The organism is Sphingomonas faeni (genome assembly GCF_023195535.1).
GTDB classification, from domain to species: domain Bacteria; phylum Pseudomonadota; class Alphaproteobacteria; order Sphingomonadales; family Sphingomonadaceae; genus Sphingomonas; species Sphingomonas faeni_B.
The window spans coordinates 17,707-35,370 of the sequence record NZ_JALPNF010000014.1; the positions used below are offsets into that span (position 1 = coordinate 17,707).

Here is a 17,664-nt window from a genome sequence, read left to right on the forward strand (position 1 = left end):
ATCCGTTATCGTGACGGTTCACTTGGCGCCTGAGTACCCGACCGTCACCCCTGCACTATAACCGTCACTCCAGCGAAAGCTGGGGTCTCCCCCGTTGCACGCGACATCCGCCAAACTGAAAGATCCCAGCTTTCGCTGGGATGACGGTGGTACTGGCATGACGGTTGAGCCGTCCTGTCATCCTGACGAAAGTCAGGATCCAGAGCCATGCAGGGTAGCATCCGTAACTCTGGATCCTGACTTTCGTCAGGATGACAGACGTTGTGACCTAGCCTTCCAGCTCGCGCATCAGCACGCGCACCGCCGCATCGATATCGCGATCCGAATCGCGCAGTTCCTCAATCTTCCGCACAGCATGGATCACCGTCGAGTGATCGCGCCCGCCGAATTTTCGGCCGATCTCCGGCAACGAGCGGGTCGTCAGCCGCTTCGCCAGATACATCGCGATCTGCCGCGGCCGTGCGACAGCCCGCGCGCGTCGCGCCGAAATCAGGTCGAGCGGCTTCAGTTCGAAATGCGCGGACACGAGCTTCTGGATTTCATCGATCGTCACGCGCTTTTGCGCCCCGCGGAGCACCTCTCCGAGCGTCGCCACAGCAAAGTCGAGGTCGATCGTGTCCCCTGTGAGCTGTGCATACGCCACGACGCGGTTCAGTGCGCCCTCCAGCTCGCGGATGTTCGCATGGATGCGGGCGGCGAGCAGGTCGAGCACGTCGGTCGGCACGCGCATGTCGGGCAGGTCGACCAGCTTCCGATCGAGAATCGTCCGGCGCAGCGTCAGGTCGGGCGCCTTGATGTCCGCAACCAGCCCGACCGCCATTCGGCTGATGATCCGCGCCTCGACGCCTTCCAGCGCCTGCGGGCAGCGATCGGCGGAGATCACCAGCCGCTTGCCCGCCGCCATGATCTCGTTGACCGTGTGGAAGAATTCCTCCTGCGTCGCGTCCTTGCCGGCGATAAACTGGAGATCGTCGATCAGCAGCAGGTCGGCACCGCGCAGCCGCTGCTTGAAGGCATGCGTATCGCGCGCGCGCATCGCCGCGACGAAATCGTACATGAAGCGCTCGGCCGACATGCACAGCACGATCGCGTGCGGATTATGTTCTAGGAACGCGTGGCCGATCGCGTGCATGAGGTGGGTCTTGCCTTGCCCCGTGCCGCTGTGGAGGAACAATGGGCTGAACCGCACGGGCCCCGGCTCGGCGAGCACCTTGGCCGCGTTGAACGCCACCTTGTTCGACGGATCGACGACGAATCGCTCGAAGGTATAGCGCGGATCGAGCGGCGGGCGTTCGGCCGGCACGCCGACCGGGGCCGCTGCCACGACGACCGCTGGTGCAGGCTTCAGCGACGGATCGACTCCGAACTTCATCGAAACCTGTGCAGGCTGTGCAGCCGGCTTGGGCTCCGCAACCGGCTTCGCTTCGGTGACCGGCTTCGGCGCGGCAGGCTCGGCGACGGCCGGATCCGCCATCGGCTCGATCGCCAGCACGACGGGTGCGCGACCCGGCGCCCGGGTCTCGATCTGGACGGTGCGGACGTTGGGCAGGATCTGCTTGAACTCAAGCACGAGTCGGTCGGCGTAATGATTGCGGACCCAGTTCGTCATGAACGCCGATGGCAGCGCGAGGCGGATCGTGTCGCGATCCTCGCCCGGGATCAGCTCGATCGGTTTCAGCCACTGCTCGAACAGCCGCGCGCCTGCCGACTCGCGCAAGGACGCACGCACGCGGGCCCAGGCCTTCTCGGCCTCGGTCGCGTGGGTCATCGGTCCTTGCCACTTCGTCACGCGCACACTTCTCCGACCCCGCACGACACGCGTGCAGGTGACATAGTCCCGACAGAAAATGGCCCCCAGACGACCCCAAGAGTCATCCGGCATCTTCGCCCTGTTTGTTGATGCAGCGGTGGAAACCACCGTCGCTGTGAGCCCCGTTATGAAGCGATCAGCGATCCGAGCAAGGCCCCGACGCGTCACATTTTCGAAATAAAGCGGGTTGACTTGATCAAGCCGCGGAAATGCGTCGATATTTTTATAAGTCGCTGTGTTTACGCATTTTTTGCAATTTCGGCGATTGCATTACGTGATTCTCTCGCACACGAATCGTGGCGAATCCTAGGGTTATGGGGACTCTCCGGAGGTTCCCTTCGCAGGCGCAAAAAACCCGCCGGAGAAACCCCGGCGGGTGATCTACTCAACAATGACGGAACGCTTATGCGAGTCCGGTCACGGCCTTGGTGAGACGCGCGAACTTGCGGCTCGCGGTGTTCTTGTGCAGCACGCCCTTGGCGACGCCACGCTGCAGCTCAGGCTGTGCGGCCGCGAGTGCGGTGGTCGCTGCGCCCTTGTCGCCCGATGCCAGCGCGGCCTCGACCTTCTTGATGAAGGTACGGATACGGCCGACTCGGTTGCCGTTCACTTCCGCGCGACGGTCGTTGCGACGGATACGCTTTTTCGCCTGCGGCGTGTTCGCCATGAAGCCCTCTGGATGTTCGAATGAATAAAAAGGGGCGCCGGATTGCTCCTACGCCCTCTCGAAGCCGCGGCCCTACTCACTTTGCTCCTGCGCGTCAACCGAAACGCTCAGCCGCGCTGGCACTTCGGACACCAGAAGGTCGAGCGCCCGCCCTCGGTACGCCGCCTGACGGTCGTCCCGCATTCGCACGCCTCGCCCTCGCACCCATAGACACGCCATTGCTTGGAGAAATAGCCGAGTTCGCCATCCGGCCGCACATAGTCGCGCAGGGAAGAGCCTCCTGCGAGGATCGCCGCCGTCAGCACCGTCCGAATCGCCTCGATCAGCCGTTCGAGTCGGAACAGCGAGATCCGCCCCGCCGCCCGGCTCGGCGCGATCTTCGCCATGTGCAGCGCCTCGCACACATAGATGTTGCCGAGTCCCGCGACGATCCGCTGGTCGAGCAGCATCGCCTTGATCGACGCCCCCCGCCCTTCGAGCGCCTCCAGCAGATACGCGGCCGTCAGGTCGGGCCCGAGCGGCTCGGGCCCCATGCTGAGGAACGGGGGGTAATTGGCAATATCGTCTGTCGCCCACAGATCGAGAAAGCCGAATCGCCGGGGGTCGTTGAGCGCAACCGTCCGGCCCGCCCCTGTCCCGATCAGCAGGTGATCGTGCGGCAGGAGTTCGCTCGGATCGACTCGCCAGCGTCCCGACATGCCGAGATGAAATACCAAAGTATCGCCGCGATCGGTATCGATCAGCCCGTATTTGGCACGCCTCCCGAGCGTCGTGACCGTCGCGCCCGTCATCCGCTGCCGCAGGTCGACCGGGATCGCTTTGCGCAGGTCGGCGCGGCGCGGCTCGACCGAGGTCAGGCGCTGGCCCTTGAGCACGGGCTCCAGCCCGCGCACGGTGGTTTCGACTTCTGGTAATTCTGGCACGCTTTGCAGCTAGGTTGCGTTTGCTCGCGCCACAAGGCGCGGCTAGAGCGCAGGATATGAACGACTTGATCGCGCCCGCGCCCGCTTCGACGCCCGATACCGTCTCCTTCGGCTACGAAGACATCCCCGCCACCGAGAAGACCGCCCGCGTCGGCGGCGTGTTCTCGAACGTCGCGGGCAAATACGACCTGATGAACGATGCGATGTCGGGCGGCATGCACCGGCTGTGGAAGGACCGCTTCGTCCGCCGCGTGAAGCCGCGCGAGGGCGAGCAGATCCTCGACATGGCCGGCGGTACCGGCGACATCGCCTTCCGCATGGAGCCGTCGGGCGCGTCGATCACGGTCGCCGACATCAACCCGCAGATGCTCGAAGTCGGCATGCAGCGCGCCCAGAAGCGCGGGATCGACGGCCTTGTCTGGACCGAAGCCAATGCGGAGACGCTGACCTTCCCCGACAAGTTCTTCGACGCGTACACGATCGCGTTCGGCATCCGCAACGTGACCGACATCCCCAAGGCGTTGCGCGAAGCCCACCGCGTGCTGCGCCGCGGCGGGCGATTCTACTGCCTCGAATTCTCGACCACCGTCTGGCCAGGCTTCGCCGAAGTGTACGACGCCTATTCGCACAAGATGGTCCCGAAGCTCGGCCAGCTTCTCGCGCAGGACGCTGACAGCTACCGCTACCTGATCGAATCGATCCGCCGTTTCCCGGACATGCCCAAGTTCAAGGGCATGATCGCGGATGCGGGCTTCGTGCAGACGAAGGTCGAGCCTTTGCTGGGCGGACTCGTCGCGATCCACAGTGGGTGGAAGATCTAGTGATCACGCGAAGGCGCCAAGGCGCGAAGGGGTTTTCGCGCAGAGGCGCAGAGGACGCAGAGATGTCGCGCGCGCGGCAGCTTTCACTTCATCGACCACCAGTGATGAAAAGCCGCAGCCGCGGCGAAACGCAACACCTTCGCGTCTCCGCGCCTCTGCGCGAACCACTTCTAACTTCTCTTCGCGCCTTCGCGCCTTCGCGTGAACAAACCCCTTCTTACGGCGCAAACACCCAGTGACCGCCTCCACCACCCACATCTGGCGACTCCTCAAATGGGGCCGCATCCTCGCTCGCCACGGCGCGCTGCGCGGGATCGAGCGTGACCCGAACACGCCAGCCCCCGTCCGCCGCCTCGCCCGGATCGCCCGGTTCGGCGCGCGCGTGCCGGCAGTGCCGCGCTATGCCGACGCGTTCCAGGCGATCGGTCCTGCGGCGATCAAGCTCGGGCAGACGCTCGCCACCCGCCCCGATCTCGTCGGCGAGGATGCCGCGCAGGATCTGCTAAGGCTCCAGGACCAGCTCTCCCCCGTCCCCTACGAGACGATCGAGGCGGCGATGCTGGCGAGCTTCGGCAAGCCGCTGGAGACGTTGTTCTCGCGCATCGAACCGATCCCGGTCGGCGCCGCGTCGATCGCGCAGGTCCACCGCGCCGTTACGACGGATGGCCGCCAGGTCGCGGTGAAAGTTCTCCGCCCCGGCGTCGAGGACGATTTCGCCCGCGCGATCGACACCTATAGCTGGGCCGCGGCCCAACTCGAGGCTCTCAGCCCCGAAGCGATGCGCCTGCGCCCGCGCCTCACGATCGAGACGTTCAAGCGCTGGACGCTGCGCGAACTGAACTTCCGTCGCGAAGCCGCCTCCGCGTCCGAACTCGCCGAGGGCATGACCGCCGAGCCCGATTTCGTCATCCCCGCGATCGACTGGGCGCGCTCGACCAACAAGGTTATGACGATCGAGTGGATCGACGGCATCAAACTGTCCGACCGGCCGGCGCTCGTCGCTGCCGGCTACGACCTCCCCGCCCTCGCCCAGACATTGGTTCGCGCGTTCCTGCGCCAGGCGATCGCCGACGGTTTCTTCCATGCCGACATGCACCAGGGAAACCTGTTCGCACTACCCGGCAACCGCATTGCCGCGATCGATTTCGGCATCATGGGCCGGATCGATCGCCGCGCCCGCGTCTGGCTCGCCGAGATCCTCTACGGCCTGATCACCGGCAACTATAAGCGCGTCGCCGAGATCCATTTCGAGGCGGGCTATGTTCCCGCCTATCACGACGTCGGCGAGTTCGCGACGGCGCTTCGCGCGGTCGGCGAGCCGATGCGCGGGCTGCCGGTCAAGGACATGTCGATCGGCATGATGCTCGACAGCCTGTTCTCGATCACGCGCGATTTCGACATGGTGACGCAGCCGCACCTGCTGCTGCTCCAGAAGACGATGGTGATGGTCGAGGGCGTCGCGACCAGCCTCAACCCCGACATCAACCTCTGGGAAGCCGCCGAGCCGTTCGTCCGCGACTGGATCCGCGGCGAACTCGGCCCCGAGGCGATGATCGCCGACCGGCTGATCGCCGACTTCCAGACGCTCACCCGGCTGCCCGAGCTGGTCCGCCGTATCGAAGCGCATTACCCCGCCCCCGGTGGCGCCCCCCCGACGATGCCGTTGCGCGAGATCGAAGTGATCCGGATCGGCGGCGGCTGGCGCTATATGGCGGTGGCGCTCGCAACCGCGCTGACCAGCGTGGGTGCGACCTGGCTCTTGTTGCGGTGACGTTCGCCCGCCGGACCGGACGATGCGCCGTCCAGTAGCGCCTGTGTGGATGAAGACGCCGTCGCGATTCGCGGTGATGTCGCAGTCCGGCGCGCGCGCGATGTTGGCGCTGGTCCTCGCTCTGGTCGCCGCGACGTGGCTAGCGCTCGCGGTGCCGGCCGCGCCCCCCGAAACCGGCGCGGACCACGGCACCGACATGGCGCTCTACGCCGCGATCGTCGACGGCGTTCGCCATGGCGGCCCCTATTACACGGTTGCCGCCGAGGCGATGCGTTCCGGCAACTACCCGATGAAGCCGTTCGTCACTATGCGCCTGCCGACCCTCGCGGTCAGCGCCGCGGCGATGCCGCCATTTGCGGTCGTGGGCCTGCTGTACGCGCTGGCGATGGCGACGATGATCGCCTGGTATCGACGCTTGCTGCCCGCGCTCAGCCGACCGGCGCTGGCGACCGCGATGATCTTGCTGCTCGGCGGGATGCTGGCGTTCTTCCAGTCGGGCCTGATCCTGTTTCACGAGATATGGGCCGGACTGCTGATCGCGCTGTCGCTGGCACTGCGTCGCCCGGGGCGTTGGATCGACGCGGTCGCGCTGGGCCTTGCCGCCGTGCTCATCCGCGAGACCGCTGCGCCGTATCTGGCGCTGATGGCGGTCTTCGCGTTTTTCGAAGGCCGCCGCCGCGAGGCCGCAGGCTGGATCCTGTCACTCGTCGTCGTCGTGGTCGTGCTGGTGCTTCACGCGCAGGCCGTGTCGCTCGTCGTTCGTCCGCTCGACCCAGCGTCGCAGGGATGGGACGGCATGCTGGGGTTCGGGTTCGTCGTACGCGCGATCGTCGACGCTACCGCGCTCAGCCTGTTCCCGCTGGCGATCGCCGCGCCCCTGGTCGGAATCGCGCTGCTGGGCTGGACGGCATGGCACGATCCGATCGCCACCAGGATGACCGCCCTGCTCGCAGGCTATGGCCTGATGCTCGGCCTGTTCGGACGCCTCGACACCTTCTACTGGGCGTTGCTGATCGCACCGGTCTCGCTCGTCGGCATGGTGTTCGCGGTAGATGGCGTCCGCGATCTGGTGCGTGCGGCAAGTGACAGCCGACGCATTACCGTGACGCGCGTTATCCGCTAAAGACGCTCCCATGACGCGCATCCTCCTGATCGTCGGCGGCGGCATCGCCGCCTACAAGGCCGCCGAACTCATCCGCCTGCTCAAGTCGCGGGGTCACGCGGTGCGCTGCGTGATGACCGAGGCGGCGCATCATTTCGTCACGCCGATGACGCTCGCCGCGCTCAGCGAGGACAAGGTCTACACGACGCTCTGGGACCTCAAGGACGAGGCCGAGATGGGCCATATCCAACTCAGCCGGCAGGCCGACCTGATCGTCGTCGCCCCCGCCACCGCCGACCTGATGGCGCGCATGGCAGGCGGGTTCGCCAACGACCTCGCGACGACGCTGCTGCTCGCGACCGACAAGCCGGTCCTCGTCGCGCCGGCGATGAACGTCCGCATGTGGGGCCACGCCGCGACCGTCCGCAACGTCGCGCAACTCCGCGCCGACGGCGTGACGGTGATGCAACCCGACGAAGGCGCGATGGCGTGCGGCGAATACGGCCCCGGCCGCCTTCCCGAGCCCCCCGCGATCCTCGCCGCGATCGAAGACATGCTCGCTCCCGCCCCGTGCAAGCGGCTCGCGGGACGCCACGTGCTCGTGACCGCCGGACCGACCCACGAGCCGATCGATCCGGTCCGCTACATCGCCAACCGTTCGTCGGGCAAACAGGGCTTTGCGATCGCCGCAGCGCTGGCACGGCTCGGCGCACGCGTGACGCTGGTCGCGGGCCCGGTGACGCTGCCGACTCCACACGGCGTCGACCGGATCGACGTCGAGACCGCGCGCGAGATGGCCGATGCGGTCGACCACGCGCTGCCTGCCGACGCCGCAGTCATGGTGGCTGCCGTCGCGGACTGGCACGTCGAGTCCGTCCCACAGAAGATCAAGAAGGGCGACGCCACGCCCACGCTGACGCTCGCGGAAAATCCCGATATTCTCGCAACTTTGGCGCGCAGCCCGCACCGTCCCCGCCTGTTGGTCGGGTTCGCCGCCGAAACCGAACGCGTGCTCGAACACGCCGTCGCCAAGCGTATCCGCAAGACCGCCGACTGGATCGTCGCCAACGACGTCTCGGGCGACGTGATGGGCGGCGCGGACAACAGCGTGCACCTCGTCACCGCCGCGGGCGTCGAGAGCTGGGAGCGGCTTCCCAAGGACGCCGTTGCCGCACGACTGGCGGACCGCATCGCCGATGCGCTAGAAGTGGCGTCATGATCCGTATCGAATTGAAGCGCCTGCCGCATGGCGAGGGCCTGCCGCTGCCCGCCTATGCGACCGAAGGAGCCGCCGGGATGGATGTCGTCGCCGCCGAAGCGCTCACGCTCGCCCCCGGCGACCGCGCCGCCGTCGCGACCGGCTTCGCGATCGCCATTCCCGCCGGCCACGAGGTCCAGGTCCGCCCGCGCTCCGGCCTCGCTCTCAAGCACGGCGTCACCTGCCTCAACACCCCCGGCACGATCGACAGCGACTATCGCGGCGAAGTGAAGGTGATCCTCGCCAATCTCGGGAAGGACCCGTTCGCGATCGCGCGCGGTGACCGGATCGCGCAATTGGTCCCCGCGGTCGTGCTCCGCGCCACGCTCGACGAGGTCGCGACGCTCGACGACACCACCCGCGGTGCAGGCGGCTTCGGATCGACCGGCCGATGATCGCTGCGCTGCTCATCCTGTTCCAGGCCGTCGCCCCGCCGGGCGTCGCGACACAGGTCGCGCCGGCCGCACCACCTGCCGCCACGCCAACCGCCAGCGTCCCCCTGCCGCCGCAGGACTGGAGCGGGCTGCCCCTTCTTCCGATCCGCCGGTCCGCGACGATCCAGGCCAACACCTCGATGTACGTCCACGGCGAAGTGATGGCGGGACGCTGTGCGAAGGCGGTGCGGACCGCACAGGGTTGGGCGCTCACCCTCGACCTCGCGGTCCTGGCGACGCCGCAGGGCCGGTTGCGCCGCGTGACGCCGCGCGCGATCGACTGCCCCACGGTCGAGCAATATGCCGCCGGCGTGCTGGTCGGCACAGCGCGCGACGCGATCGATCTCGACGATACGCAGGTCGACACCTGGTATCGCACGAGCATGACCTTCACCTGGGCAGGCAATTGACCGGCGTGACGCTGTCCGACGACGAACTCGTCCGGTACGCCCGTCATATCGTCCTGAAGGAATTTGGCGGCACCGGCCAGGCGAGACTGAAGGCGGCTACCGTCGCCGTCGTCGGCGCGGGCGGGATCGGCTCGCCAGCGATCCAGTATCTCGCCGCGGCAGGCGTAGGCCGGCTGATCCTGATCGACGACGACAGCGTCGAGCCCTCCAACCTCCAGCGCCAGACGATCTTCACGACCGCCGACACCGGCATCGCCAAGGTCGACGCCGCCGCCGCCGCCGCGCGTCGGATCAACCCCTATGTCGATATCGCCGCGCATTGCGTCCGGATCGACCCGACCAACGTCGCGGACCTGCTCGCCGGCGCGGACGTCGTGCTCGACGGCTGCGACAATTTCGCCACCCGGTTCTGCGTCGCCGATGCCGCGCACACGCTGCGCATCCCGCTGGTGTCTGCGGCAATCGGCCAGTTCGAAGGCCAGCTCGCCACCTATCGCGGCTGGGAGCCTGACAAACCGTGCTATCGCTGTTTCGTCGGCGAAGATCCCGAGCGGGCGGAAACGAGCTGCGCGGAGGACGGCGTGCTGGGCCCCGTCACCGGCGTCCTCGGCAGCCTCGCCGCGCTCGAAGTGCTCCGCACCATCGCGCCCTTCGGCGACGACCAGGCGGGCAAGCTGCTGCTGGTCGACCTGCTGGCGCTGCGGTTCCGTACGATCAGGTTGCCGAAAGACCCTGGATGCAAGGCGTGCTCCGAAACATCGACACGCACAGTCCAGCTGGAGAGCATGGCGGGACGCAACGACACGAACGGATAAGCGGCGGACGCCCCTTCGGCGATTGACTCCGCCGCCAATTCCGCTAAGGCGCGGCTTCGTTCGGCGGGCTTGCTCGTCGAACTCCGTCCGAGACAGTGGGTGCAGCGGGTTTGCCGGTGCTTAATCTCCCACCTAGACGGGGAATGAGATTTTGTCGGCCCATCTGCGTGCCGCCCCTCTCCCATGCCCCATCGACGAGACACCCCGGAAGCGCGGGTTTGTCTGCGCCTCCGGTTAGTAACCGGGTCCACTGCGCAAGCGGTGAACTCGTAAAACGTGGAGAATGGCATGGATCGTGATCAAAAGACCGCGGCCGTAGCCGAGCTGAACCGCACCTTTTCCGAGGTCGGCGTCGTCGTTGTCACGCGCAACCTCGGCCTGACCGTCGCACAGTCCACTGTGCTGCGGAACAAGATGCGCGACGCCGGCGCGACCTACAAGGTCTCGAAGAACAAGCTTGCCAAGATCGCAATGGACGGCACCGACTACAGCTCGCTGGGCGACATGCTCACGGGTCCGGTCGGTCTGGCCAGCTCCATTGATCCCGTCGCGGCCGCCAAGGTGGTCGTGGAATTCGCGAAGACGAACGACAAGTTCGAAATCGTGGGTGGGGCGATGGGCGCGACGACCCTCGACGTCGACGGTGTGAAGGCGCTCGCAACGCTGCCCTCGCTGGACGAACTGCGTGCCAAGATCGTTGGCCTCATCGTGGCACCTGCCACGAAGCTGGCAACGATCACGCAGGCTCCGGCAGCGCAGCTCGCGCGCGTGCTTTCCGCCTACGCGGAGAAGGAAGCCGCCTGATCTTGCAGGCCTTTCGTTACCTTTTTGAACTGATGGGGCATGAGCCCCGAGATGGAGATTTATCATGGCAGACCTGAACGCGCTCGTTGAGAGCCTGAGCGAACTGACCGTTCTCGAAGCAGCTGAGCTTTCGAAGCTGCTCGAAGAGAAGTGGGGCGTTTCGGCCGCAGCAGCGGTCGCAGCACCGGCAGCAGGCGGCGGCGCCGCTGCTCCTGCAGCAGAAGAGCAGACCGAATTCGACGTCATCCTGACCGGCGACGGTGGCAAGAAGATCAACGTCATCAAGGAAGTCCGTGCGATCACCGCGCTCGGCCTGACCGAAGCCAAGACGCTGGTCGAGTCGGCTCCCAAGGCCGTCAAGGAAGGCGTGTCGAAGGACGAGGCCGCCAAGATCAAGGCGCAGCTCGAAGCAGCCGGCGCGACCGTCGAGGTCAAGTAAGCCGCAGCGGGAGAGACGGGTCATACTGGCCCGCACTCCCGCAAGGCCGGCCGGCGGCATTCATGCCGACCGACGAAGCAGGGGCTTTGCCCCTGCTGGCCGCAGCTAAGAAAAAGGGCGGCCCCAGCGATGGGGTCGCCCTTTTTCGTGCGGGGTGATGGTGGGTAGCCTTTCACGCGCTGAGGTTACGCGCGGAACCTATGCTTCGATACGAGCCCTCGATACGCTTCTGCGAAGCTACTCGGTCTCTACTCAGCACGAACGGGATGAGGGCTAGCGACGTCTCGCCCCTCCCTTCGGTCTACCCCTCGAACGTCGCCGCATGCGGCCGGGCGGCGACCGTCGTGAACATCTTGGCGGGGGCATCCAGCCAGAACGGCGCGAGCTTGGCGGAATCCACGCGTTCGATGCCGACGACCCACGCGCGGGCAGTCTGCGCGCCTTCGCCGGCGGTCACGTAGAGGATGTTGGTGGCGACGACAGGCACGAACATCGGACGGTTGGCAGCGGTCATGATCTGGATCGCCTCGCGCGCGATCGCGACGACGGTCCGGATCGTTCGGGACTCGCCGGGTGCGAGCGCGAACGGCGGCGTGGCCGGGCGGCCAATCGGAGCGGCATTGAACTGGGCAAGATCGGTATCCTGACCCACATGCGCGGTCAGCAGCGCGACGCCGGTGCGAATCGCCTCGGCGGGCGCGGTGCCGGTGTTGGTGACGACGAGTTCGCACTCGACCGTCGCGCTCAGCAGGTTGAGACCGGCGCGCAAGGGACGAAGGTCGCAGGTGACCCGAGCCCGCGGGACGGCAGGCGGCGGCGGTGGCGTTTTAGCGCGCGGTTCGAGAAATTTCGGCGCGGCCGCCGCGGTCACGGGGATTGCGGCGGACGTAGCGGGCACGACCGGGGCCGCTATAGGCTCGATCGATGAGGCGGGGCCGACGGCGGGTTCCGGCGCAGCTACGGGCTCAGGCGCGAATGGCTCCGGTGTCGGCTGGACGACGGTTTCGACCTCTTTGCGGTCCTGCCTACGGCCGCGGGGTTTGCGGCGGAGTAGCCAGAGCCCGCCGAGGACCACGATAACCACCGCGAGCGAAAGCCAGAGCGGCATCGCCCTGCCCGTCTCGGGCGCGGTAACCGTCGATTGTGTCGTCGTGTCGGGCGTGGGCACGGGTTGCAGGGGCGTGGGTTGCGGAGCAGCGACCTGCGGGGCGGATTCCGTCGACGATGCTTCCGACGGCGGCGGAGCCGATGCCGGCTCGGGTGCGGGGGTGGCTATCGGCGCGAGTTTGGCGGAGCCCGATGAACTTGTCGACTCAGTCGGGGTGCGAGCTTGTGTCGATTCGGATTCGTTGCGCGCGGCGGGCCGTGCGACAACGGCCTTTTCGGCAGCAGTTTTTCCTGCGGCGTCTGGTTCGGCTGCACGGGGACGCGGTGCGCGGCGGGGCGCGGTCGTCTCGCTCGGCAGGACGATCGTCGGCGCGTCGGGAATCGGGATCGCCGTGTTGGTCTGGGGCGCGAGGCTGCCCAAGCCCTCCAGGCCACGGACCGGCGCGGTCTGCTCGGTCTGTGCCGTTGCCGGACTTGCCGACGCAAGCATCGTCATGGTGGCGAGCAGGGCGGCCAGCGCCCCGCGATCGGTCGTCATCGTCGAAAATCCCCTGCCCGCATTGGTCGCGGCGTTGTGGGCGGGGGAGGCTGAACACGGCCCGACGGCAACCCGCGTTGCGACGAGTTGCGCCTTGATAGCGGTGAAGCGTGGCTGGCGTAACGACGTCAAATATCAATCCTCTCCCTGCCGGGGGAGGATTCGGACGGCGAGTTTATTTTGGGGCGATGACCACTGCCCCGCCCTTCATGACGAAGCTGGGATGCTGTAGCTGGCGGACATCGGCGAGCGGATCGCCGTCGACCGCGACCAAGTCGCCGAATCGACCGGGGGCGATCGCGCCGACGTCCGCGGTCTTGCCAAGCGCCACCGCCGCGCTGGAGGTGGCAGCCTGGATCGCCTCGATCGGCGTCATCCCCCACTCGACCATCTTGGCGAACTGGAGCGCATTGTTGCCGTTCGGATAAACCCCGCCATCGGTACCGAACAGCATCTTCACCCCGGCGGCGTGCGCGGCGCGGAAGGTCTGGCGTTGCTTGAGGCCGACCTGGCGTTCCTTCTCGAGACTTTCCGGAAACACGCCATTTTTCGCGCCCTCGGCGAGGATATAATCGTCGTCATAGATATCCATGTCGAACCAGGCGCCGCTCGCCTTGGCGAGCTTGAACGATTCCGCGTCGGCCAGGCTCGCATGCTCGATCGTGTCGACGCCGGCCCGCAACGCGTCGTTGATACCCTCCGCCCCGTGCGCATGGACCGCGACCTTCATTCCCAGCATGTGCGCCTCCTCGACGATCGCCTTGATCTCGGAAAGGCTGATCTGCTGCGCACCGACGCTGTCAGTCTTCGAGAGGACGCCGCCGGTCATGCAGACCTTGACCACCTCCGCTCCATATTTGCGGATCGTCCGCACGGCGCCCCGAAACTCGTCGGGCGTGTTGGCGATCTGCGGGTGCGGGACCGAGACCGAGGGCGGGAATTCGGTCGCGTCGCAGTGACCCCCGGTCGCACCGAGCGCATAGGTCGCAGGGACGATGCGAGGACCGGGGACATAGCCGCGCTCGATGCCCTGCTTGAGTGCAACGTCGTCGTAATTCGAAGCGCCGACGTTGCGGACGGTGGTGAACCCTGCGTCGAGCGTACGACGCGCGTTCGCCACCCCGACGACGGTCCAGAAATTATCGGTGAATTCGAGTTGCCGATAACCGCTCAACGTCGGGTCGCTGGTCAGGTGAACGTGCATGTCGATCAGGCCGGGGAGCAGCGTACGCTCGCCCAGGTCGACCCGTTCGACATCTGGAGGCACAGGCGCAGAAAGCGGATCGCCCTTGCGTCCGACCGCAGTGATGCGCCCGTCGACGATCGTTACCTGCGGGTTGTCGATACGCTTGCCCGCGAGGACATCGATCATGTGCGCGGCGGTGACGATCACCGTCTTTGCATCGGCTGCCGTAGCGCTAGCACTCGAAAGCGCCGCGGCGGCGAAAATCATAGCGGTTTTCATGGCGTATCCCCCTGCCCCATCTAATTGCGGTGTGGGGTACCTGCAGCGACAGAGCAAGCGCTCACAGGCCGCTCGCCGTCGTGCATTTATCCTTGGGCGGAAACCGGTCGTCGGGCGTCGGCGACTGGAAGTCCTTGTTTCGCGCGCGGAACATCGCAATGCGCGTGAAATCGACGGGCAGCGACAACATGCGAAACGGGATATCGGTCAGGATCGGCCGGTATTTGTAACTCACCTGGACATGAAACAGGATCTCGCCCAGCGGCAGCGCACGCGCATTCGGCAGGGTTGCGATCGAAACCGTCTTGTTGCACCCCACCTGTGGCGCGATCACATAGCCGCCGTCGAAGCGTTGCCACAGCATGCGATTTTCGGTCGTGCCGTTATTGTCGATGTCGGTGCCGCGAACGCCGGTAATGACGATGCGACCGTCATTACGAAGGTCATATGGTCGCGCGGTCAGGTCCAACGCGCTGAACAGATCGTATATCTGCCCTTCGCCGATGCCGATTTCGCCGGTACCGCTCTGCGCGACCAGATCCGCGCTCATCGCCGCGAGCCTTTGCACGCGATTATTCGCCATCACGTAATTGCCAAACTCGATCGCGGTCAGCACGAACCCCAGGAACAGCGGAAGCGCCAACGCGAACTCGAGCATCGCGACCCCGCGTCGATCGCGGAGCAGGGCGCGGGGCAGGACAAGGTGCAGCACGGGGGGCAGACGGCGCCTCATGACGCGCTCGTCACGACGGCTTCGTTGCGGACGACGGTCGAGGCCGACAGCGGAATGACTCCCGAGCCATAGCCGATCGCGCTACCGACGAAGCCGAACAGCACGCGCTTGGGAAATTTGACGGTATAGCTGACGACGTCGCCGGGTCCGCCAAGCGTATTGCCGGCAACGGGGGTCGCGTTGTCCCACATGCCGTTCTTGTTGCGGTCGACATAGGGTTCGCCCTTGTCATATTGCTTGTTACCATTCGCGTCGGTGAAGGTTTCCGGGAATGCGGTGCTGAAATCCCGATAAACGGTCGTGCTGATATCGATCGACCTGCCGGGCGCGGTGCCGAACTCGCCCATCGACTTTGCAATGCTCGCGCGCATGATCGCGGTGCGCTCCGACTCCTTGGTTTCCAGCGTGGCCGTGGCGGCGCGGGCGGCTTCCGTCACCGCCCCTTCCAGCACCACCCGTGCAAACATCATGTGGCCGAACTCGATCGCACCGCAGATAAGCGACAACATCGCCGGCAGAATGATGGCGAACTCGACGATGGTGACACCGCGTACGTCCGCGCGCAGCGTGGCGAACGCTCTCACTGGACGAGATGCAGGTCGACGAGTTCGGACGCGATATCGTCGAACGCAGCCTTGAGCGTCGCGGTATCCGACGTCTGATACACGTGGCCGGGCGCGCATTTCTCAAACATCGAGATCGTATTGCGATCGGTCGTCGTCAGCGCGACGATGTAGACCTTGGGCGCGTTGTCTTCGGCCTGAAGCGCCGCGCAGGTCTTGGCAAAGCGGCGTTCCGACTGGCCTATCAGACCGCTCCTGCTCGAAGAGATCGGCGAGTCCGCATAGTTGCCGTAGAACGTCCAGGTCCGGTCCTCATACCCGTTCTGGCCCGTCGCCAGCGCGGTTTCGCCGTCAGTCATGAACACCAGCGCGCGCTTGGGCTGCTCCTGCGCCCTGGGCGGCGTTCGTTTGAACACGTCGTCGCGTACCAGCAGGCGATAGCCCCATAGGAGTCCGGCATGATGCAGGGTCCCATTGGCAGGATAGATGGCGGCGTTCTGGCGATCGATTACGTCGTTGTAGAAACTGCGCGACCGACCGTAATCGACCTTCGTCGCGGCCTCCGGGCACTGCCAGTTGGGGGAAGGAAACTCGGTCTTGTTCTTCGACCCGTCATCGACGCTGCCACCAAGCCGGTTGACCGTATATTCCGTAGGATCCTTCCAGTTGTTGAACTGGGGTATCTTGTCGTAGCGGATCCTGAACTGCGCGCCCGCACGCGTGGAGAAATTCCACGGATTGCTCGACGGATCGTAGAAGCCCCCATTGTCCGCGCGGACGATCACGTCGTCGTCCATCTTCGCTGCGGTGTCGTTCAGCCCGATATACGCGTCGTAAAATGCCTTGCGATACGGATTGTTGGCGAACTGGTTTGCGTAGAAATCCCAATTCAGCATCTGCTCGTAATAGCTTGGATGCAGCTTGTAGAGATTGTTGTTCGGCTCGACATTGGCGACGCTGTAATACGCGCTCGACGGGTTCGACCTGGCGCCATTCGCGACGGCGTTGCCCTGCATCTGCGGAACGTACATCGGCGGGATGAAATACGGGCTCACCGGCGGATGCGCGCCCTCGCCCGGCAGCGTGCGATCGATATCCCATGCGTTGGGTTCGCGGTACGTGAGCGTCGCGTTCAGATCCTTGACCGTATCGTCACCGAACACGCAGCCCTTCCAGCTGAGCTTGTTGCTCGGCCAGGTGCCGCCATAGGTGTTGGCGATCGTGTCGTTGAATCCGAACATCTGGCGTACCGACGACGATCGCCAGTCGGTCAGCAATTTGCCGACGTTTACGGTGATGTCGTACATGACATACCCCATCGCCAGATCCTTGCGGGTGTCGCTGCCCTGGAAAAGGATGTCGTTGAAGCTCTTGGCGGCATCCTTCAACGCGGTGATGCGCGTCTTCACCACACCGTTCGAATCGCGCGGCAGATTGGCCTTCAACGAGCCGGTATTGTCGAGCACCATCATCACTTCTAGCGGGTGCGGGTTGATCGAGGCCTTGGCGATTGCGCGGACCGGTTGTTGCGCGAAACCGAACAGTCGCATGAACGACATCGGCAGGGTCGCGCTGGCCACGACGGTGGTCGTGTTGATATCCTTGACCACCGTGAACTCCGGCGAGACCTTCAGGTTCGTGACGCCCATATAGGTTTCGGGAAAATTCCCACTGAAATAGGCCGAAACCTGGTTTTCACGCGAATTGGCCGCGGTACCCGATACCGAAAACGCGCGTGCGCCGGCGAGCGCCGCCGCGTCCACGCCGGTTTGCAGTTGCGACTTCACGATGTAGATTCGTCCCGCGTCGATCGCGGAACCCAGCGCGGCGATTGCCGGAATGAGCCCGGCCGCCATCATGGCGATCGCCGACCCCTTGCGGTCGGAGCGCAGACGTCGAAATGCGCTGCCCAACGACCCTCGCGGGCCGCTGGCTGGTGTCCTGCCCTGTTGCATCCATCTCCCTTTCGAACCGAATCAGGTCCGGTTCAACTCATTCTGGTTA

Annotated in this window: 17 protein-coding genes; 9 read left to right on the plus strand and 8 right to left on the minus strand. The window is 65.6% G+C overall.

Annotated features, from left to right (window positions below):
• Positions 1 to 268: 268 nt before the first annotated feature.
• The 3 genes from dnaA to mutM all read right to left on the minus strand — a co-directional run bounded on the left by dnaA (position 269) and on the right by mutM (position 3,400).
• Positions 269 to 1,768 (minus strand): chromosomal replication initiator protein DnaA, encoded by a 1,500-nt coding sequence (gene dnaA, locus SPHN_RS17265; RefSeq protein WP_248525046.1) that lies wholly within the window; start codon positions 1,766 to 1,768, stop codon positions 269 to 271.
• A 445-nt stretch (positions 1,769 to 2,213) separates the two neighbouring features.
• Positions 2,214 to 2,477: a 30S ribosomal protein S20 gene (rpsT, locus tag SPHN_RS17270; RefSeq protein WP_031394736.1), complete on the minus strand. Its 264-nt coding sequence runs from the start codon at positions 2,475 to 2,477 to the stop codon at positions 2,214 to 2,216.
• A 107-nt stretch (positions 2,478 to 2,584) separates the two neighbouring features.
• Positions 2,585 to 3,400, minus strand: coding sequence for a bifunctional DNA-formamidopyrimidine glycosylase/DNA-(apurinic or apyrimidinic site) lyase (mutM, locus tag SPHN_RS17275; protein WP_248525048.1), 816 nt, complete (start codon positions 3,398 to 3,400; stop codon positions 2,585 to 2,587).
• A 56-nt stretch (positions 3,401 to 3,456) separates the two neighbouring features.
• Between mutM and SPHN_RS17280 the strand changes: the two genes are divergently transcribed.
• The 9 genes from SPHN_RS17280 to rplL all read left to right on the plus strand — a co-directional run bounded on the left by SPHN_RS17280 (position 3,457) and on the right by rplL (position 11,254).
• Positions 3,457 to 4,221: a class I SAM-dependent methyltransferase gene (locus SPHN_RS17280; RefSeq protein ID WP_187503372.1), complete on the plus strand. Its 765-nt coding sequence runs from the start codon at positions 3,457 to 3,459 to the stop codon at positions 4,219 to 4,221.
• 235 nt (positions 4,222 to 4,456) lie between these two features.
• A complete protein-coding gene (gene ubiB / locus SPHN_RS17285) occupies positions 4,457 to 5,992 on the plus strand; it encodes a 2-polyprenylphenol 6-hydroxylase (protein ID WP_248525050.1) in 1,536 nt (511 codons plus the stop codon).
• Positions 5,993 to 6,014: 22 nt separating this feature from the next.
• Positions 6,015 to 7,115 carry a hypothetical protein gene (locus tag SPHN_RS17290; RefSeq protein ID WP_248525052.1) on the plus strand — a complete coding sequence of 367 codons (1,101 nt, stop codon included), beginning with the start codon at positions 6,015 to 6,017 and terminating at the stop codon, positions 7,113 to 7,115.
• A gap of 10 nt (positions 7,116 to 7,125) precedes the next feature.
• Positions 7,126 to 8,313 carry a bifunctional phosphopantothenoylcysteine decarboxylase/phosphopantothenate--cysteine ligase CoaBC gene (gene coaBC, locus SPHN_RS17295; RefSeq protein ID WP_248525054.1) on the plus strand — a complete coding sequence of 396 codons (1,188 nt, stop codon included), beginning with the start codon at positions 7,126 to 7,128 and terminating at the stop codon, positions 8,311 to 8,313.
• Positions 8,310 to 8,747: a dUTP diphosphatase gene (gene dut, locus SPHN_RS17300; protein WP_248525056.1), complete on the plus strand. Its 438-nt coding sequence runs from the start codon at positions 8,310 to 8,312 to the stop codon at positions 8,745 to 8,747. The genes coaBC and dut overlap by 4 nt, the downstream gene beginning before the upstream one ends.
• A complete protein-coding gene (locus tag SPHN_RS17305) occupies positions 8,744 to 9,196 on the plus strand; it encodes a hypothetical protein (protein WP_248525057.1) in 453 nt (150 codons plus the stop codon). The genes dut and SPHN_RS17305 overlap by 4 nt, the downstream gene beginning before the upstream one ends.
• Positions 9,197 to 9,201: 5 nt before the next feature.
• Positions 9,202 to 10,011, plus strand: a complete 810-nt coding sequence (locus SPHN_RS17310; RefSeq protein ID WP_248525093.1) for a HesA/MoeB/ThiF family protein — start codon at positions 9,202 to 9,204, stop codon at positions 10,009 to 10,011.
• 288 nt (positions 10,012 to 10,299) lie between these two features.
• Positions 10,300 to 10,815 carry a 50S ribosomal protein L10 gene (gene rplJ, locus SPHN_RS17315; RefSeq protein ID WP_055879768.1) on the plus strand — a complete coding sequence of 172 codons (516 nt, stop codon included), beginning with the start codon at positions 10,300 to 10,302 and terminating at the stop codon, positions 10,813 to 10,815.
• Positions 10,816 to 10,879: 64 nt separating this feature from the next.
• Positions 10,880 to 11,254: a 50S ribosomal protein L7/L12 gene (gene rplL, locus SPHN_RS17320; RefSeq protein WP_056047577.1), complete on the plus strand. Its 375-nt coding sequence runs from the start codon at positions 10,880 to 10,882 to the stop codon at positions 11,252 to 11,254.
• A gap of 301 nt (positions 11,255 to 11,555) precedes the next feature.
• Here rplL and SPHN_RS17325 read toward each other — a convergent pair whose 3' ends face one another.
• The 5 genes from SPHN_RS17325 to SPHN_RS17345 form a co-directional block, all read right to left on the minus strand.
• The gene (locus tag SPHN_RS17325) at positions 11,556 to 12,899 is read right to left on the minus strand and encodes a hypothetical protein (RefSeq protein WP_248525059.1); all 1,344 of its coding nucleotides are present in this window, start codon (positions 12,897 to 12,899) and stop codon (positions 11,556 to 11,558) included.
• Positions 12,900 to 13,074: 175 nt separating this feature from the next.
• Positions 13,075 to 14,364, minus strand: coding sequence for a metal-dependent hydrolase family protein (locus SPHN_RS17330; protein ID WP_248525062.1), 1,290 nt, complete (start codon positions 14,362 to 14,364; stop codon positions 13,075 to 13,077).
• Positions 14,365 to 14,425: 61 nt separating this feature from the next.
• Positions 14,426 to 15,097, minus strand: a complete 672-nt coding sequence (locus SPHN_RS17335; RefSeq protein WP_248525064.1) for a TadE/TadG family type IV pilus assembly protein — start codon at positions 15,095 to 15,097, stop codon at positions 14,426 to 14,428.
• On the minus strand, positions 15,094 to 15,681 hold the full coding sequence (locus tag SPHN_RS17340; RefSeq protein WP_248525066.1) for a TadE/TadG family type IV pilus assembly protein: 588 nt from the start codon (positions 15,679 to 15,681) through the stop codon (positions 15,094 to 15,096). Before SPHN_RS17340 ends, SPHN_RS17335 begins: the two co-directional genes overlap by 4 nt.
• A complete protein-coding gene (locus SPHN_RS17345; RefSeq protein WP_248525068.1) occupies positions 15,678 to 17,573 on the minus strand; it encodes a pilus assembly protein TadG-related protein in 1,896 nt (631 codons plus the stop codon). The genes SPHN_RS17340 and SPHN_RS17345 overlap by 4 nt, the downstream gene beginning before the upstream one ends.
• Positions 17,574 to 17,664: the final 91 nt, after the last annotated feature.

What these genes read in the sequence shown, in the direction of transcription:
- dnaA (WP_248525046.1), bottom strand. Translation starts at nt 1,768, where the DNA reads ATGACCCACGCGACCGAGGCCGAGAAGGCCTGGGCCCGCGTGCGTGCG.
- rpsT (WP_031394736.1), bottom strand. Translation starts at nt 2,477, where the DNA reads ATGGCGAACACGCCGCAGGCGAAAAAGCGTATCCGTCGCAACGACCGT.
- SPHN_RS17280 (WP_187503372.1), top strand. Translation starts at nt 3,457, where the DNA reads ATGAACGACTTGATCGCGCCCGCGCCCGCTTCGACGCCCGATACCGTC.
- SPHN_RS17290 (WP_248525052.1), top strand. Translation starts at nt 6,015, where the DNA reads ATGCGCCGTCCAGTAGCGCCTGTGTGGATGAAGACGCCGTCGCGATTC.
- coaBC (WP_248525054.1), top strand. Translation starts at nt 7,126, where the DNA reads ATGACGCGCATCCTCCTGATCGTCGGCGGCGGCATCGCCGCCTACAAG.
- dut (WP_248525056.1), top strand. Translation starts at nt 8,310, where the DNA reads ATGATCCGTATCGAATTGAAGCGCCTGCCGCATGGCGAGGGCCTGCCG.
- SPHN_RS17305 (WP_248525057.1), top strand. Translation starts at nt 8,744, where the DNA reads ATGATCGCTGCGCTGCTCATCCTGTTCCAGGCCGTCGCCCCGCCGGGC.
- rplJ (WP_055879768.1), top strand. Translation starts at nt 10,300, where the DNA reads ATGGATCGTGATCAAAAGACCGCGGCCGTAGCCGAGCTGAACCGCACC.
- rplL (WP_056047577.1), top strand. Translation starts at nt 10,880, where the DNA reads ATGGCAGACCTGAACGCGCTCGTTGAGAGCCTGAGCGAACTGACCGTT.
- SPHN_RS17325 (WP_248525059.1), bottom strand. Translation starts at nt 12,899, where the DNA reads ATGACGACCGATCGCGGGGCGCTGGCCGCCCTGCTCGCCACCATGACG.
- SPHN_RS17330 (WP_248525062.1), bottom strand. Translation starts at nt 14,364, where the DNA reads ATGAAAACCGCTATGATTTTCGCCGCCGCGGCGCTTTCGAGTGCTAGC.
- SPHN_RS17335 (WP_248525064.1), bottom strand. Translation starts at nt 15,097, where the DNA reads ATGAGGCGCCGTCTGCCCCCCGTGCTGCACCTTGTCCTGCCCCGCGCC.